We start from the raw sequence: 16462 nt of genomic DNA on the forward strand, positions 1-16462 counted from the left end.
ATTGGGTGTTGATGTCGGCCTGGTACGGGTCGGCCTGGCAGCCAGTGATCCCGACAGCGTCCTGGCCATGCCGGTCAGGACGCTGAAGCGGGACGCAAAGAAAAACAGCGACATCCGCGTGGTGGTCCGTGAGGCCGCCGAGCGGAATGCAGTGGAGGTATTTGTGGGCCTCCCGCGCAGTATGCGCGGGGGAGAAACCGCCTCCACGCAAATGGCCCGGGACTACGCGCAGGCCCTGGCACAGGCCCTGGCAGATGCCGGGCAGACCCAGCAGGTACGGCTTGTGGACGAGCGTCTCACAACGGTTTCCGCACACCGTTCACTGCACGAAGCTGGAATGAACAGCCGAAACCACCGTACAGTGGTTGATCAAGCGGCAGCTGTAGCTATTCTGCAGCAGTCTATTGACACACAACGATCCCTGAACAGGGACGTGGGGGAGCTGGTTACACCGCGCCGGCCGCACCGCACCTGCGGAACGCTGCCGGCCCCGAATGAGGAGTTCACAATTTCGCAGGACATCGAGCGCGACGGCGGTAACACGCCATGAGCCACAGGTATCCCGAGTACCCTGCCATGGCCGAACCGGAATATGAACCGGGGCAGCGCCAGGCAGAGGAGCTTCCCGTAGGACAGTTCTTCACCGAACCCGCTGAAGCTCCCACCCGCCGGAGCCAGCGGCCTTCGCGGGAAAAGCAGCGCCGGCGCCGGCGCCGCACCATTGTGATGGTGGTGGTGCTGGCACTCTTCGCCGGCGTCGTTTTCGGATTGACCATGTTCCTGCGGGATCTGTTGGGCATGAACGAAATCAAGGACTACGAAGGTGCCGGTAACGGCTCCGTGGCCTTCACGGTGGCCGAGGGTGACGGCCCGCTGCTGATCGGCGGCAAACTTGAGGCCGAAGACATTGTGGCCACCTCGAAGGAATTCGTGAACGCGTTCACCGCGCAGTCCGACGGCCGGGAGATCCAGCCCGGCACCTACGAAATGAAGTACCAGATGTCCTCCTCCGCAGCGGTGGATGCCCTGCTGGGTGACGGCAGCGGCCAGGTGCACTATGCCGCCGTTGCGCGCGACCTCCGACAGGGCGAGGTCTTCGAAATCCTTAACACCTCCACGCGTATCCCGCTCTCCGAATTCCAGGCGCTGGCCGCGAACCCGCAGCAGTTCGGACTGCCGGAGCAGGCCGTATCCCTGGAGGGTTACCTGCACCCGGGCGAATACCGGTTCGACGTCGAAATGACGGCCGAGGAGATCGTCAAGGAGATGACCGCCAACACCTTCGCGCAGCTCGAGGAGGCAGGCATCACCGATCCGGCGGAGCAGTACCGGATCCTGACCAAGGCCAGCATCATCCAGGCCGAGGCAGGGGAGGCGGACTACGCCACGGTTGCCGGTTCCATCGAAAACCGGCTGGGCCCGAACAACACCGAAACCAACGGCCTGATCCAGTCCGATGCAACGGTAACTTACGGCCTGGACCGGAAGAGCTATGACCTGACGCCCGAGGAGAAGGCGGACAAGTCCAACCCGTACAACACGTACGCCAACCCGGGCCTGCCGGTAGGCCCGATCGGCTCACCCAGCCGCGAGGCCATTGATGCAGCTGCCAACCCGGCGGATGTCCCGTACTTCTACTGGGTCACGGTGAACCTGGACAGCGGCGAGACCAAGTTCTCCTCCACCCTGGCTGAACACGCCAAGTACGTGCAGGAATACCAGGCCTGGTGCGGCACCCAGAAGCCGGGGCGGTGCGGATAGGTGGACCGGACCCGGCTGCGCGCAGCCGTCCTGGGGCACCCGATCAGCCACTCCAAGTCGCCGCTGCTCCACCAGGCAGCGTATGACCACCTGGGCTACCCCTGCGACTATGCGGCGATCGACCTCACCGCCGCCGAAGCCCCCGCCTTCGCAGCCTCGCTGCACGACGGCGGGGGCTGGGCCGGCCTGTCGGTGACCATGCCGCTGAAGGCAGTAATGGTCGGCGAAATGGACCGGTTGGACCGTCGCGTCCAGGCCCTGGGCGTACTCAACACCGTGACGTTTTCGAATGCGGGCTCCGGCACCGTCCTGACCGGTCACAACACCGACGTAGACGGGATTGTCCGGGCCCTGCGCCATGCCGGTGTCCGCGAACGTCCGCGCGCCGTAGTGCTTGGCGCAGGCGGTACCGCCTGCGCCGCGGTGGCGGCTCTCGCCGAGCTTGGTGCCGCCGGCGTGGAGGTCTGCGCCCGCCGGTTCCCCGATCCTGCGCCTGGCACCGCGGGCGTACATGCGGCCGGGGAGCGCACGGGCATCCGGGTTCAGTCACGGCACTGGGAGGATGCTGCGCAGGCCTGCTCGAAGGCCGACGTCGTGATATCCACTCTGCCGCCCCGCGCGGCGGACGGGCTGGCCGGGGACCTCACCGGCGTGGTGCCGGACGGCGTCCTGCTGGACGTTGCCTACGACCCCTGGCCCAGCCGTATCGCCGCAGCCTGGTCCGGCGCCGGAGGCACCGTCGTGGCCGGCGTCGAAATGCTCCTGTACCAGGCGGTGGAACAGGTTCGGCTGTTCACCGGGGACGCCTTCCATGACGAAGCAGGCGTCACAAATGCGATGTGTGACGCTGTGGGTATCCCGCGGCGCTGAACGGCCGCGCCGGTCATGGCAGTATTGAAACCATGTTGCGTTGGTTGACCGCCGGTGAGTCCCATGGACCTGCACTGGTTGGAATTGTTGAAGGTGTCCCTGCAGGAATCGAAGTGGACAGCGCCGCCATTCAGGCTGCCCTGGCCCGCCGCCGGCTTGGTTATGGCCGCGGCGCCCGGATGAAGTTCGAACAGGATGCCGTCCGCATCCTCGGCGGGGTCCGCCACGGCCTCACCCAGGGCGGCCCGGTGGCCATCGAGATCGGCAACACGGAATGGCCCAAATGGGAACAGGTCATGGCCGCCGATCCCGTGGACCCGGCCACGCTGGCCGACTCCGCCCGCAACGCGCCGCTCACCCGGCCGCGGCCCGGCCACGCCGACTTCACCGGTATGCAGAAGTACGGGTTCGATGAGGCCCGGCCCGTCCTGGAACGTGCCAGCGCCCGGGAAACCGCCACCCGGGTAGCCCTCGGCGCGGTTGCCTCCGCCTTCCTGAACCAGCTCGGTATTGAACTTGTCAGCCACACCGTCGGAATTGCCGGCGTGATGGCCCCCGAGACCGCAGCGCTGCCGCTGCCTGCCGACGTCGACGCGCTGGACGCCGATCCGATGCGCTGCTTCGATCCGGAGGTTTCCGCGGCCATGGTGGCCGAAGTCGACGCCGCCCACAAGGAGGGCGAAACCCTCGGCGGAGTGGTCGAGGTATTGGCCTACGGCCTTCCGCCGGGACTGGGCAGCTACGTGCACTGGGACCGCCGCCTCGATGCACGGATTGCCGGTGCCCTGATGGGTATCCAGGCGATCAAGGGCGTGGAAGTGGGGGACGGCTTCCTCACCGCCACCCGCCGCGGATCCGCAGCACATGACGAAATCCTGCAGGACGCCTCCGGACGCGTGATCCGTTCGGGTAACCGTGCCGGAGGCATCGAGGGCGGTATGAGCATTGGCGAACTACTGCGCGTGCGTGCGGCCATGAAGCCGATCGCCACGGTGCCCCGCGCCCTGCGCACCGTGGACGTCAGCACGTCCCAGCCTGCCCGCGCCCATCACCAGCGCTCCGACGTCTGTGCCGTACCCGCCGCCGGTGTGGTCGCAGAGGCAATGGTCGCCCTGGTTTTGGCCGAAGCCGTGATCGAGAAGTTCGGCGGCGATTCGGTGCCCGAAACGGCCCGGAACCTCCGTGCCTACCTGGAGGCAATCCCGCAGTCGCTGGAATCCGCTGGTACAGATGTCCCGCAGTCCTGACCCGCACCTTCCCGAACCACACAGCATCCGCCGGCACCTGGTCCTGATCGGGTTTATGGCCGCCGGCAAATCCGTGGTCGGGCGCAGCTATGCCGCCCGGGCAGGACTGCCGTTTGTGGACACTGACGAACTGGTGGTGGAACGCCATGGGCCCATCGCGGACCTGTTCACCGCGAGGGGCGAACGGTATTTCCGGGAAGTGGAAGCGCGGACCGTCGCGGCAGCACTGGAATCACCGGTTCCGGCAGTCATTTCCCTGGGCGGGGGAGCGGTGCTGGACTCCGGCACACAGCAACTCCTGGCCGGGACCACTGTAGTGTTTCTGGATACGGACCTTGCCACAGTGCTTCCACGCATCAGCCGTTCCGGACACCGTCCAATGCTCGCCCCGGACCCCGTCCGGCGCTGGCAGGAGCTGGCCACGGCACGCCGTCCCGTTTACGAATCCCTGGCCGACATCACCATTGACACCAGGGGACTCACTGTTCCGGCCATTATTGACCGGCTGACTTCCGTCCTCACCAAAGGAGAAGACTAGATGCCCTCCGAACCGACGATCATCCCGGTGACCGGCTCCAACCCTGCAGAAAACTACGACGTCGTGGTGGGCCACGGCCTGCTGGGCCGGCTGCCGGCAATGCTCGGGGAACGCGTTCGGCGCGTGCTGGTGATTCACCCCCGCGCACTGCGCACCACCGGTGACACGGTGCGGGACGAACTCGCCGCGACCGGGCTCACTGCTGTCACCGCGGAAATCCCGGATGCCGAAGAAGGCAAGCACATCCAGGTGGCCTCCTTCTGCTGGCAGGTGCTGGGACAGAATGACTTCACCCGTTCCGATGCCATTGTGGCCGTGGGCGGCGGCGCCGTCACTGACGTTGCGGGCTTTGTGGCCGCAACCTGGCTGCGCGGCATCAAGGTGGTGCACATCCCCACGTCCCTGCTGGGCATGGTGGATGCAGCGGTCGGCGGGAAAACCGGCATCAACACCGCCGAGGGCAAGAACCTGGTGGGCGCCTTCCACCCGCCGGCCGGAGTGCTGGCGGACCTGGACGCACTGGGCACCCTGCCGAAAAACGAACTGCTCAGCGGTATGGCCGAAGTCATCAAGTGCGGTTTCATTGCCGATCCGGCGATCCTGGACCTGGTGGAAGCCAATCCCGAGGCAGTGGCGGACGGCGGTTGCGCCGTCGTCCGCGAACTCGTGGAACGCTCCATCGGCGTCAAGGCCGAAATAGTCTCCACCGACCTGCGGGAAGCCGGACGCCGGGAGTTCCTGAACTACGGCCACACACTGGGCCACTCCATTGAACTGGCAGAGCGCTACCAGTGGCGCCACGGCGCTGCCGTATCCGTGGGGCTGGTATTCGCTGCCGAACTGGCCCGTATGGTTGGCCGGCTTGATGATGCAACAGCGGACCGGCACAAGGAGATTCTCACCTCACTGGGCCTGCCCGTGAGCTACCGCAAGGACCGCTGGTCCGCCCTGCTGGACGGCATGCGCCGGGACAAAAAATCCCGCGGTGACCTGCTGCGTTTCGTGGTGCTGGACGGGCTGGCGAAGCCGTCCATGCTGGAGGTCCCGGACACCTCGCTGCTGTTCGCCGCGTACCAGGAAATCGCCTCCGAGCCGCAGGGCGGGATCCGGCTCAGCCTGTAGTTCTCCGAAGCGGGTAGAATAGTCGACGGACTTGAATTAAACGTACTTTGACGAACAACATATAGACGGACAACGGAAGAGAAACTGTGGCGACGACCAACGACATCAAGAACGGCACCGTGCTGAAGCTTGAAGGCAACCTCTGGAGCATCATTGAGTTCCAGCACGTGAAGCCGGGCAAGGGTGGTGCGTTCGTCCGTACCAAGATGCGCAACGTGACCTCGGGCAAGGTTGTGGACAAGACGTTCAACGCCGGCATCAAGGTCGAGACCGCCACGGTGGACCGCCGCGACTACCAGTACCTGTACCAGGACGGCGAAGACTACGTCTTCATGGATACCTCCGATTTCGACCAGCTCACGGTTCCGGGCAAGATCGTTGGCGACAACGCCAACTTCATGCTCGAATCCATGATGGTCACCATCGCCATCCACGAAGGCTCCCCGCTCTACATCGAGCTGCCGCCGTCCGTGACCATGGAAATCACCTACACCGAGCCCGGCCTGCAGGGTGACCGGTCCACCGGTGGCACCAAGCCCGCCACCATCGAGACCGGCTACGAGATCCAGGTGCCGCTGTTCCTGGAACAGGGCACCAAGGTCAAGGTTGACACCCGCACCGGCGACTACCTGGGACGCGTTAACGAGTGAGTGCACGCAGTAAAGCACGGACCCGCGCACTGGAGGTCCTTTTCGAAGCCGAACAGCGTTCGGCTTCAGCCTTCGATGTGATCCGGGCCCGCCGCGAACGGACCGACCAGACCATCAACCCCTACACCATGGACCTGGTGGAAGGCGTGGTTGCGATGCAGGAACAGATTGACGAGTTCCTGAGCACGTATTCGCAGGGCTGGACGCTTGAACGCATGCCTTCGGTGGACCGCATCATCCTCCGCCTGGGCGCCTGGGAACTGCTCTACAACGACGACGTTCCGGACAAGGTTGCCATCAGCGAAGCCGTGGAAATGGCCAAGACCCTCTCCACGGACGAGTCCCCGGCCTTTATCAACGGACTGCTTGGACGGCTGCAGGAACTGAAGCCGTCGCTGCTCGCCTGATCCGTACGCATCAATGTTGAAAGGACCGGCCCCTCGGGGCCGGTCCTTTCGTGCGTCCTGCCGCTAGGCGGTTCCAGCCAGCAGGGCGGAACGGATGGCGGAGACTTCATCCAGCAGGGTCCGCTCGTATTCCCGGTTGGCCTCCACCTCCCGTCCTGCGACAATCTGCTGGCGGGTCAGGGCCAGGCGCGTGGAACGCCGGATCAGCTCCTTCATGGGCGCCGCCGTGTGATGTGCCCGCGCCCAGGCCATGGCCCTGCGCCGGCCCGCGCCGGTGGCCAGCATCTGCACCTCGGCGTCGCTGAACCAGCCTGCTCCGGCGTATTCACCCAGCCGCCGCTGCGTCAGGCGCTGCTCACTGCGGCGGAGGAACCAGACGCCGGTGACCGCCAGGACGAAAAAGGGTACCTGGAGCAGGAAATAGAAAACGAAGAAATCCCCGAACAGAAGCGCCGGCCCGCCATTCCACAGCATGTGGCCCAGGATGGCCGGAACCAGTCCCAGCACAAACGCCGGAGCGATCCAGGCGTTGCCCGCCCGCCGGGCGGCCAGGCCCAGGGCCAGGCCGGTGCAGGCAGTGAACAGCACATGTGCAAAGGGGGAGAGCAGACCGCGCAGGATGAAGGTGAAGCCCAGCTGATAGACCGTGGCCCCGCCCGCGGTCAGGAGCGCTGATCCGAAGTAGAGGATGTTTTCGGTAAAGGCGAATCCCGCAGCCACCGCGGCTGCGAAGACAATGCCGTCCACCGGCCCGTCGAAGATTCGCCGGCGCACCAGCAGGAGCAGCAGGATACCCATGCCCTTGGCAATCTCCTCCACCACCGGCGCCTGGATCACCATGCCCAGCAGGTCCGCCGAACCGGAGGGCACCAGCTCCAGCAGTGCCAGGGTGAAATAGGGCCCCACCAGCAGGGCGATGCCCACGGATACTCCGGCGCCCCACAGGAAGCAGAACACCAGGGTGCTGCGCGGCTCCGGCTCCCACCGGTCCACCCACCAGATGCCCAGGACACAAATGCCCAGCGGAACCAAGGCGAGGATCCCGCAGACAATAAAGGCCGGCGGGCCAAGCCGGTCGAGCAGGAACATGCCGACCCACGCCAGCACGGCCGAGGATGCCACAATCATCACCACCGTGGCCGTCAGTCCCCTGTCCCGGGGCGGTGCCGGGCGGGCCCAGGCCGGTGCAACCGCAGTACCGTGGCTCCGGGCTCCGTGGGGCGGGCCGGCAGCACTGCCGGCCGGCCCGTGGCCAAGGGGTGCAGGGGCCGGCTGAACGGGGTGCTGTTGGCCGGTCGGCGAAGGAGGGCTGTCCATAGCAGCCAGAATAGTCACACAAGGTCGCACACGGCCGCCGGCAGGGGACCGCCGCGCGTCCTGTGATAGCGTCTTGCACGCATTCAACCTTTAAATTCCGTCCTGTGAGGCGGGGAAGGAGGAAGCGGAAATGACTGGCACAGATGCCGTCCAGGTACCCAGCCGTACCGTTCTGTCTTCAGCTGACATTGACCGCGCGCTGACGCGCATTGCCCACGAGATCCTCGAGGCCAACAAGGGCCCGGAAGATCTGGTCCTGATGGGCATTCCCCGCCGCGGATATCCGCTGGCACAGCGCCTGGCAGCGAAAATCGCTGCGGCGGCACCGGGCGTTGACCCCGCAGCCATTACCGGCCAGCTTGATGTCACGATGTTTCGTGACGACCTCTCGCGCCGCCCCACCCGGCCGCCGTATGCCACCCGTGAACCGGTCTCCGGGATTGACGACAAAGTCGTGGTGCTGGTGGACGATGTCCTGTTCTCCGGCCGCACCATCCGCGCCGCCCTGGATGCCCTGGTGGACCTCGGCCGCCCCCGCATCGTCCGGCTGGCCGTTCTGGTGGACCGGGGCCACCGTGAGCTGCCCATCCGCGCCGACCATGTAGGCAAGAACCTGCCCACCGCCTCCCGCGAACAGGTACGCGTCCGCCTGGTCGAAAGCGACCTTCCCGCCGTCGACGAAGTGGTTATCGAGGGCACTGCATGAGGCATCTGCTTTCCACACTGGACCTGAGCCGGGCCGACGCCCTGGCGATTCTGGACACAGCGGAGCAGATGGCGGCGGTGGGGGAGCGGGAGGTCAAAAAGCTCCCCGCCCTGCGCGGACGCACCGTGGTGAACCTGTTCTTCGAAGACTCCACCCGCACCCGGATCTCCTTCGAGGCCGCCGCCAAACGCCTGTCCGCAGACGTCATCAACTTCTCCGCCAAGGGGTCCTCGGTCTCCAAGGGCGAATCGCTAAAGGACACCGCCCAGACCCTCGCCGCCATCGGCGCCGACGCCGTGGTGATCCGGCACGGTTCCTCCGGGGCACCGGCCCGCCTGGCAACCTCGGGCTGGATTGACGCCGCCGTCCTGAACGCCGGAGACGGTACGCACGAACACCCCACCCAGGCCCTGCTGGACGCCTTCACCATGCGCCGGCACTGGGCCAGGCTGCACGGCACCGACTCGGCGGGCACCGACCTGGCCGGCATGAAGGTGGTGATTGTCGGGGACGTGCTGCATTCCCGGGTAGCCCGTTCGGACCTCTGGCTGCTGCGCACCCTCGGTGCGGAAGTCACCCTGGTGGCCCCGCCCACGCTGCTGCCGTTCGGCGTCGAGTCCTGGCCGTGCACGGTCAGCTATGACCTGGATGAAGCGCTGGCCGCCCGGCCGGATGCCGTGATGATGCTGCGGGTGCAGGGCGAACGCATGCACTCCGCCTTCTTCCCGTCCGTCCGCGAATACTCCCGCCGCTGGGGCCTGGACGACGTCCGCCTGGACCGTCTCGACGCCCTGGGCATGGAGGACACGATCATCATGCACCCGGGGCCGATGAACCGCGGGCTGGAAATTTCAGCCCGTGCCGCCGATTCCCCGCGGTCCACCATCCTGGACCAGGTCAGCAACGGCGTTTCCGTCCGTATGGCCGCCCTCTACCTGCTGCTCTCCGGCGAGAGCAGCTCCGAACGTACACTGCAGGAGCAGAAGCGATGAGCAACCCCGGAAACCCGTCCCCGACCGGTTCCTACCTGATCCGCGGCGCGACCATCCTCGGGCTCGAAACCGCGGACATCCTGCTGGAAAACGGGACCATCACCGCCGTCGGCCCGGAAGCTGAGACAAAGGCACCGGACGGCGCCGAGGTGATCGACGCCAGCGGCCTGATCGCCCTGCCCGGCATGGTGGACCTGCACACCCACCTGCGTGAACCCGGCAGGGAAGACGCTGAAACCGTGGAAACCGGCAGCCGCGCCGCAGCCCTGGGCGGTTTCACCGCCGTCCACGCCATGGCCAACAGCATGCCGGTGGCGGACACCGCCGGCGTGGTGGAACAGGTCCTGAGCCTCGGCGAACGCGCCGGCTGGGTGGATGTCCGCCCCGTAGGCGCCGTCACGGTCGGGCTGGCCGGCGAACGCCTGGCCGAACTCGGCGCGATGGCGGATTCCCGGGCCCGGGTCCGGGTCTTCTCCGATGACGGCATGTGCGTCTCGGACCCGGTGCTGATGCGCCGGGCCCTTGAATACGTCAAGGCCTTCGGCGGCGTCATCGCCCAGCATGCGCAGGAGCCCCGGCTGACCGAAGGCGCCCAGATGAACGAGGGTGACGTCAGCGCGGTCCTCGGCCTGGCCGGCTGGCCCGCCGTCGCCGAGGAAGCCATCATTGCCCGCGACGTACTGCTGGCCCGCCACACCGGCTCGCGCCTGCACGTCTGCCACGTCTCCACCGCAGGATCCGTGGACATCCTCCGCTGGGCCAAGGCACAGGGCATTCGCGTCACGGCCGAAGTCACCCCGCACCACCTGCTCCTGACCGACGAGATGGTGCGCAGCTACGACCCGGTCTACAAGGTGAACCCGCCGCTGCGCACCGCGGCCGACGTCGACGCCGTCCGGCGCGGACTGGCGGACGGGACCATCGACATTGTCGGCACCGACCACGCCCCGCATCCGAGCGAGCACAAGGAATGCGAATGGGCGCAGGCCGCCATGGGCATGACCGGACTGGAAACCGCCCTGTCCGTAGTGCAGCACACCATGATCGACACCGGACTGATGAGCTGGGCGGACTTCGCCCGGATCACGTCCTTTACGCCCGCGCTGATCGGTGACGTCCCCGGCCAGGGACGGCCCATTGCAGCGGGCGAACCGGCCAACGTCATATTGGTGGACCCGACTGCGTCGCGGACGGTGGACCCTTCTAAGATGGCTACCAAGGGGCGCAACAGTCCGTTCGCCGGGCTGGAACTGCCCGGAGTGGTGCAGACCGTCTTCTATAACGGACACCCCACGGTCCGCGACGGCAGACTCAATACGCCCCACCCTGTTGCCGCAAAGGAATCCTGATGGAACTGCTGTACTTCTTCCTGGGCCTGGCCGCCCTCCTCATCCTTGTCCTGGGCCTGTTCGCCCTGGGCTGGAGGGGCCGACGACGCCGGCAGCAGGACATTCCCCGGCCCAGGGCCCTGCCCGCGGAACTGGAGGAGCCGACGTTCCAGGCCCTGGGCCAGTACGTGGTGACCACCAGTGCGGGGGACTGGCTGGACCGCGTGGCCCTCTACGGGCTCGGCGTAAAGTCCAACGCCACCGCCGCCGTCTTCCCCGAAGGCGTGCTCTTCGCCCGCTCCGGCGCGGAGGATCTGTGGATCCCGCGCGGGGACCTGATCGGCGTCCGCCTGGAACGCGGCATGGCCGGCAAGTTCGTTGAAAAGGACGGACTCGTCACCGTGACATGGCAGCTGGGCCCCAAACGCGTGGACACCGGTTTCCGCACCCGCGCCGCCGATGAGAAGACACCCCTGGTAAACGCAATCACGAAACTTCTGCCGGCATCGGCGACCCCTAGCGAGGAACAACTGTGACAGTGCACGAGATCATCAACCCCACGCCCGCCGTCCTGATGCTGGAGGACGGGCGCACCTTCCGCGGCCGTGCCTACGGCGCGCAGGGAACAGCCCTGGGTGAAGCGGTCTTCGCCACCGGCATGACCGGCTACCAGGAAACCATCACGGATCCTTCCTACGCCCGTCAGCTGGTGGTGCAGACGGCACCGCACATCGGCAACACCGGCGTCAACGCCGACGACGCCGAGTCCCGGCGCATCTGGGTGGCCGGCTACATTGTGCGCGACGCCGCCCGGCGCCCCTCCAACTGGCGGTCCGAATCCACCCTGGACGAACAGCTGGCGGAACAGGGCGTGGTCGGAATCTCCGGCGTCGACACCCGCGCCGTCACCCGCCACCTGCGTGAACGCGGCGCCATGAAGGCCGGCATTTTCTCCGGTGCCGACGCCGGGCGTCTGGACGCCGAGCTGCTTGCCGAGGTCCGCGCGCAGCAGGGCATGGCAGGGGCGCGGCTGGCCGAAGAGGTCAGCGTGGACGAAGCCTATGTGATTGACCCCGCCGACCACGGCTGGGCCGGCGAACCGCTGGGCACCGTCGCCGCCATTGACCTGGGCATCAAGTCCATGACCCCGGTACGCCTCGCCGAGCGGGGCATCCGCACCCATGTGCTGCCCGCCGCCACCACCTTCGAGGACCTGCAGGCCCTGGACCCGGACGGAGTGTTTATGTCCAACGGACCCGGCGACCCGGCGACCGCGGACGTGCAGGTCGCCATGCTGCGCGAGGTGCTGGACCACCGGATCCCGTTCTTTGGCATCTGCTTCGGCAACCAGATCCTCGGCCGTGCCCTGGGCTTCGGCACCTACAAGCTGCGCTACGGACACCGCGGCATCAACCAGCCGGTGCTGGACCGCCGGACCGGCAAGGTGGAGATCACCAGCCAGAACCACGGCTTCGCCGTTGACGCGCCGCTGGACGGACCCGTCACCGCACCGGAAGAGCGCTACGGGCGGGTGGAGGTGAGCCACGTGTCCCTGAACGACAACGTGGTGGAAGGCCTCGCCTGCCTGGATATCCCGGCCTTCTCCGTGCAGTACCACCCCGAAGCCGCTGCCGGACCGCACGACTCCGCCTACCTCTTTGACCGTTTCGTGGAGCTTATGGCCTCCAGCAAGAACAAGGAGAGCATCTAATGCCCCGCAGAACCGACCTTCAGTCCGTCCTGGTCATCGGCTCCGGCCCCATCGTGATCGGCCAGGCCGCGGAATTCGACTACTCCGGCACGCAGGCCCTGCGGGTCCTGAAGGAGGAGGGCCTGCGGGTCATCCTCGTGAACTCCAACCCGGCCACCATCATGACCGACCCCGAGTTCGCCGACGCCACCTACGTGGAACCCATCACCCCCGAGGTGGTCGAAAAGATCATCGCCAAGGAACGCCCCGACGCCGTCCTGCCCACCCTGGGCGGGCAGACCGCGCTGAACACCGCCATCGCACTGGATAAAAACGGCGTGCTGGAGAAGTACAACGTGGAGCTGATCGGCGCAAACATCGCTGCCATCGAACTCGGAGAGGACCGCGAGAAGTTCAAGGGCGTCGTCGAGCGCTGCGGTGCCGAATCCGCCAAGTCCATCATTGTGCACAGCATGGACGAGGCCTTCGCCGCCGCGGAGCAGCTTGGCTACCCGATGGTGGTCCGCCCCTCCTTCACCATGGGCGGGCTGGGTTCCGGCCTGGCCTACAACGCCGAGGACCTGCGCCGCATCGCCGGGGCCGGCATCCAGTACAGCCCCACCTCCGAGGTGCTGCTCGAAGAGAGCATCCTCGGCTGGAAGGAATACGAGCTGGAAATGATGCGGGACAAAAACGACAACGTCGTGGTGGTCTGCTCCATCGAGAACTTCGACCCGGTAGGTGTGCACACCGGCGACTCCATCACCGTGGCACCGGCCATGACGCTGACCGACCGCGAGTACCAGAAGCTGCGCAACATCGCGATCGCCGTCATCCGGGAAGTGGGCGTGGACACCGGCGGCTGCAACATCCAGTTCGCCATCGAACCGGACACCGGACGCGTTGTCGTCATCGAAATGAACCCGCGCGTCTCCCGGTCCTCGGCGCTGGCGTCCAAGGCCACCGGCTTCGCCATCGCCAAGATCGCCACCAAGCTCTCGCTGGGCTACACGCTGGACGAAATTCCCAACGACATCACCAAAAAGACCCCGGCGTCCTTCGAGCCGACGCTGGACTACGTTGTGGTCAAGGTGCCGCGCTTCGCGTTCGAGAAGTTCCCGGCCGCGGACCCGACCCTGACCACCACCATGAAGTCCGTGGGCGAGGCCATGGCCATTGGGCGCAACTTCACCGAGGCCCTGCAAAAGGCGCTGCGCTCCCTGGAGCAGAAGGGCGCCACGCTCTCCTTCGATCCGGTGGATCCGGCAGCGGTGCCCGCGCTCGTGGAAGCCGCAAAACGGCCCACCACCGACCGGCTGAAGCAGGTCCAGCAGGCACTGCTCGGCGGGGCCTCCGTGGAACAGCTCTACGAAGCCACCGGCATCGACCCCTGGTACCTGGACCAGCTGGCCCTGATCAATGAAACCGCAGAACAGATCCGTGCCACGCCCTCGGTCAACGAGGACATCCTGCGCCTGGCCAAGCGGCACGGTTTCTCCGACGAGCAGATCGGCAAGCTGACCAACACCCCCGAAGCGGTGATCCGCGGTGTCCGGCATGCGCTGAATGTCCGTCCGGTGTACAAAACCGTGGACACCTGCGCCGCCGAATTCGCCGCCTACACCCCGTACCACTACTCCTCCTACGACGAGGAGGACGAGGTGGCCGAACACGCCAAGCCGTCCATCATCATCCTGGGCTCCGGGCCGAACCGGATCGGGCAGGGCATCGAGTTCGATTACTCCTGCGTGCACGCCACCATGGCCCTGCGCGAAGCCGGGCACGAAACCGTGATGATCAACTGCAACCCGGAAACGGTCTCCACCGACTACGACATCTCCGACCGGCTCTACTTTGAACCGCTGACCCTGGAGGACGTCCTCGAGGTGATCGCTGCCGAGCAGCGCACCGGCGGCGTGCTGGGAGTTTTCGTGCAGCTCGGCGGGCAGACCCCGCTGAAGCTGGCGCAGGCCCTGGCGGACGCCGGCGTGCCGATCCTGGGCACCTCCCCGGAGGCCATCGACCTGGCCGAACACCGCGGCGCCTTCCAGCGGGTGCTGGACCAGGGCGGGCTGACCGCCCCGAAGAACGGCACCGCAGTGTCCTTCGAAGACGCCAAGAAGGTGGCAGACGAGATCGGCTACCCGGTGCTGGTCCGCCCCTCCTACGTGCTCGGCGGCCGCGGCATGGAAATTGTCTATGACGAGGAGAACCTTTCCCGGTACATCACCAACGCCACCGAGATCACCCCTGACCACCCCGTGCTGGTGGACCGGTTCCTGGAAGACGCGATCGAGATCGACGTCGACGCGCTCTATGACGGCACCGACCTGTACGTGGGCGGGATCATGGAACACATCGAGGAGGCCGGCATCCACTCCGGCGACTCCGCCTGCGTGCTGCCGCCCATCACCCTGGGCACCGACGTGATCGACCGGGTACGGAAGGCCACGCAGGTAATTGCCGCCGGCGTCGGCGTCCGCGGTCTGATCAACATCCAGTTCGCCCTCGCCTCGGACATCCTCTACGTCATCGAAGCCAATCCGCGGGCCTCCCGCACCGTGCCCTTCGTGTCCAAGGCCACGGGTGTCCAGCTGGCCAAGGCAGCGGCCCTGATCGGTACCGGCGTCACCATCGCCGAGCTGCGCGCGGCCGGCCGGCTGTCCGAAACCGGCGACGGATCCACCCTGCCGCTGGACGCACCGGTAGCCGTGAAGGAAGCCGTGCTGCCGTTCAGCCGGTTCCGGACCCCCGAAGGCACCGTGGTGGATTCCCTCCTCGGCCCCGAAATGCGCTCCACCGGCGAGGTCATGGGCATCGACAAGTACTTCGACACGGCGTTCGCCAAGTCCCAGGCAGCGGCCAACAGTGCGCTTCCCACCGCGGGCAAGGTCTTTGTCTCCGTAGCCAACCGGGACAAGCGCTCCATCATCATGCCCGTGAAGCTGATGAGCGATCTCGGGTTCGAGATCCTTTCCACCGGCGGCACGGCGGATGTCCTGCGCCGCAACGGCATCACTGCCACCGTGGTCCGCAAGGTGGGTGAGGGCGTCGGGCCGAACGGGGAAGGCACCGTGGCGGACCTGATTACCGCCGGGGAAATTAACCTGGTGGTCAATACGCCCTCGGGCGGCCAGGCCCGCGGGGACGGCTACGAAATCCGTGCCGCAGCCACCTCCATCGGCTGCCCGGTAGTGACCACCGTGTCCGAGTTCGGGGCCGCCGTGCAGGCCATCGAGGCCATGCGCTCCTACGAATGGGATGTCACGTCGCTGCAGGAACACGCCGCCAAACTCAAGGCAGCTGCCAGTGCCTGAGCCGGTACAGCCTTTCGGGGCGCGCCTGCGGGCGGCCATGGACAGCCGCGGAGCGCTGTGTGTCGGGATCGATCCGCACCCGGCGCTGCTGGCTAGCTGGGAACTGAACGACGACGCCGCCGGGCTGGAGCGCTTCTCCCTCACCGTGTTGGACGCGGTGGGGGAGCACGCTGCAGCACTGAAACCGCAGGTTGCCCTGTACGAACGGCATGGCTCCGCCGGGCTGGCAGTGCTGGAGAAACTCCTGGCCGCCTGCGCGGATGCCGGCGTGCTGAGCATCGCCGACGCCAAGCGAGGGGACATCGGATCCACCATGGCCGCATATGCCGATGCCTGGCTGCGGGACGGTTCGGCGCTGGCCGCCGATGCCGTGACGCTCAGCCCGTACCTGGGCTTTGAATCCCTGCGCCCGGCCCTGGACCTTGCCGCCGGGACGGGGCGGGGAGTGTTCGTCCTCGCCCTGACCTCCAACCCCGAAGGCGCCTCCGTGCAGCATGCTGGCGGCGGCGCGGGGCGC

At 66.7% G+C, this 16462-nt stretch carries 16 protein-coding genes; 15 read left to right on the forward strand and 1 reads right to left on the reverse strand.

Annotation, left to right across the window (positions count from 1 at the left end; translation table 11 throughout):
- Window position 1: 1 nt before the first annotated feature.
- From ruvX to nusB, 8 genes are all read left to right on the forward strand, one after another.
- A complete protein-coding gene (gene ruvX / locus AC5RVB_RS15295; RefSeq protein WP_231709660.1) occupies window positions 2–550 on the forward strand; it encodes a Holliday junction resolvase RuvX in 549 nt (182 codons plus the stop codon).
- The gene (gene mltG / locus AC5RVB_RS15300) at window positions 547–1761 is read left to right on the forward strand and encodes an endolytic transglycosylase MltG (RefSeq protein ID WP_494143069.1); all 1215 of its coding nucleotides are present in this window, start codon (window positions 547–549) and stop codon (window positions 1759–1761) included. Before ruvX ends, mltG begins: the two co-directional genes overlap by 4 nt.
- Window positions 1762–2631 carry a shikimate dehydrogenase family protein gene (locus tag AC5RVB_RS15305; protein WP_494143070.1) on the forward strand — a complete coding sequence of 290 codons (870 nt, stop codon included), beginning with the start codon at window positions 1762–1764 and terminating at the stop codon, window positions 2629–2631.
- Between the two features lie 32 nt (window positions 2632–2663).
- Entirely contained in the window at window positions 2664–3878 is a 1215-nt protein-coding gene (gene aroC, locus AC5RVB_RS15310; RefSeq protein ID WP_227927748.1) for a chorismate synthase, read from the forward strand.
- Complete coding sequence (locus AC5RVB_RS15315; RefSeq protein WP_494143071.1) at window positions 3862–4416, forward strand: shikimate kinase; 555 nt, start codon at window positions 3862–3864, stop codon at window positions 4414–4416. Before aroC ends, AC5RVB_RS15315 begins: the two co-directional genes overlap by 17 nt.
- Window positions 4417–5538, forward strand: a complete 1122-nt coding sequence (aroB, locus tag AC5RVB_RS15320; protein ID WP_494143072.1) for a 3-dehydroquinate synthase — start codon at window positions 4417–4419, stop codon at window positions 5536–5538. It abuts the gene before it with no gap.
- An 86-nt stretch (window positions 5539–5624) separates the two neighbouring features.
- Window positions 5625–6188, forward strand: coding sequence for an elongation factor P (gene efp / locus AC5RVB_RS15325; RefSeq protein ID WP_227901761.1), 564 nt, complete (start codon window positions 5625–5627; stop codon window positions 6186–6188).
- Window positions 6185–6595, forward strand: coding sequence for a transcription antitermination factor NusB (gene nusB, locus AC5RVB_RS15330; RefSeq protein ID WP_227901762.1), 411 nt, complete (start codon window positions 6185–6187; stop codon window positions 6593–6595). The genes efp and nusB overlap by 4 nt, the downstream gene beginning before the upstream one ends.
- A gap of 63 nt (window positions 6596–6658) precedes the next feature.
- Here the strand turns inward: nusB and AC5RVB_RS15335 are convergent, their stop codons facing one another.
- Window positions 6659–7912, reverse strand: coding sequence for a PrsW family intramembrane metalloprotease (locus AC5RVB_RS15335; protein WP_494143073.1), 1254 nt, complete (start codon window positions 7910–7912; stop codon window positions 6659–6661).
- 130 nt (window positions 7913–8042) lie between these two features.
- Between AC5RVB_RS15335 and pyrR the strand changes: the two genes are divergently transcribed.
- From pyrR to pyrF, 7 genes are all read left to right on the forward strand, one after another.
- Window positions 8043–8618, forward strand: a complete 576-nt coding sequence (gene pyrR / locus AC5RVB_RS15340; protein ID WP_227927751.1) for a bifunctional pyr operon transcriptional regulator/uracil phosphoribosyltransferase PyrR — start codon at window positions 8043–8045, stop codon at window positions 8616–8618.
- On the forward strand, window positions 8615–9610 hold the full coding sequence (locus AC5RVB_RS15345) for an aspartate carbamoyltransferase catalytic subunit (protein WP_227901765.1): 996 nt from the start codon (window positions 8615–8617) through the stop codon (window positions 9608–9610). Before pyrR ends, AC5RVB_RS15345 begins: the two co-directional genes overlap by 4 nt.
- Complete coding sequence (locus tag AC5RVB_RS15350) at window positions 9607–10959, forward strand: dihydroorotase (RefSeq protein ID WP_494143074.1); 1353 nt, start codon at window positions 9607–9609, stop codon at window positions 10957–10959. The genes AC5RVB_RS15345 and AC5RVB_RS15350 overlap by 4 nt, the downstream gene beginning before the upstream one ends.
- Complete coding sequence (locus AC5RVB_RS15355) at window positions 10959–11474, forward strand: PH-like domain-containing protein (protein ID WP_227901767.1); 516 nt, start codon at window positions 10959–10961, stop codon at window positions 11472–11474. The genes AC5RVB_RS15350 and AC5RVB_RS15355 overlap by 1 nt, the downstream gene beginning before the upstream one ends.
- Window positions 11475–11512: 38 nt before the next feature.
- Window positions 11513–12649, forward strand: coding sequence for a glutamine-hydrolyzing carbamoyl-phosphate synthase small subunit (gene carA / locus AC5RVB_RS15360; protein WP_494143076.1), 1137 nt, complete (start codon window positions 11513–11515; stop codon window positions 12647–12649).
- Window positions 12649–15945 carry a carbamoyl-phosphate synthase large subunit gene (carB, locus tag AC5RVB_RS15365; RefSeq protein ID WP_227901768.1) on the forward strand — a complete coding sequence of 1099 codons (3297 nt, stop codon included), beginning with the start codon at window positions 12649–12651 and terminating at the stop codon, window positions 15943–15945. The genes carA and carB overlap by 1 nt, the downstream gene beginning before the upstream one ends.
- On the forward strand, window positions 15890–16462 hold a 573-nt coding region (gene pyrF / locus AC5RVB_RS15370), incomplete at its 3' end, for an orotidine-5'-phosphate decarboxylase (protein WP_494143075.1). The genes carB and pyrF, both read left to right, overlap by 56 nt.

It is taken from the genome of Arthrobacter sp. Y3225209 (genome assembly GCF_059090685.1).

Excerpts from the sequence above, each read along its gene's own strand:
- mltG (WP_494143069.1), top strand. The coding sequence starts at position 547 with ATGAGCCACAGGTATCCCGAGTACCCTGCCATGGCCGAACCGGAATAT.
- aroC (WP_227927748.1), top strand. The coding sequence starts at position 2,664 with ATGTTGCGTTGGTTGACCGCCGGTGAGTCCCATGGACCTGCACTGGTT.
- AC5RVB_RS15315 (WP_494143071.1), top strand. The coding sequence starts at position 3,862 with ATGTCCCGCAGTCCTGACCCGCACCTTCCCGAACCACACAGCATCCGC.
- aroB (WP_494143072.1), top strand. The coding sequence starts at position 4,417 with ATGCCCTCCGAACCGACGATCATCCCGGTGACCGGCTCCAACCCTGCA.
- AC5RVB_RS15335 (WP_494143073.1), bottom strand. The coding sequence starts at position 7,912 with ATGGACAGCCCTCCTTCGCCGACCGGCCAACAGCACCCCGTTCAGCCG.
- pyrR (WP_227927751.1), top strand. The coding sequence starts at position 8,043 with ATGACTGGCACAGATGCCGTCCAGGTACCCAGCCGTACCGTTCTGTCT.
- AC5RVB_RS15345 (WP_227901765.1), top strand. The coding sequence starts at position 8,615 with ATGAGGCATCTGCTTTCCACACTGGACCTGAGCCGGGCCGACGCCCTG.
- AC5RVB_RS15350 (WP_494143074.1), top strand. The coding sequence starts at position 9,607 with ATGAGCAACCCCGGAAACCCGTCCCCGACCGGTTCCTACCTGATCCGC.
- AC5RVB_RS15355 (WP_227901767.1), top strand. The coding sequence starts at position 10,959 with ATGGAACTGCTGTACTTCTTCCTGGGCCTGGCCGCCCTCCTCATCCTT.
- carA (WP_494143076.1), top strand. The coding sequence starts at position 11,513 with ATGCTGGAGGACGGGCGCACCTTCCGCGGCCGTGCCTACGGCGCGCAG.
- carB (WP_227901768.1), top strand. The coding sequence starts at position 12,649 with ATGCCCCGCAGAACCGACCTTCAGTCCGTCCTGGTCATCGGCTCCGGC.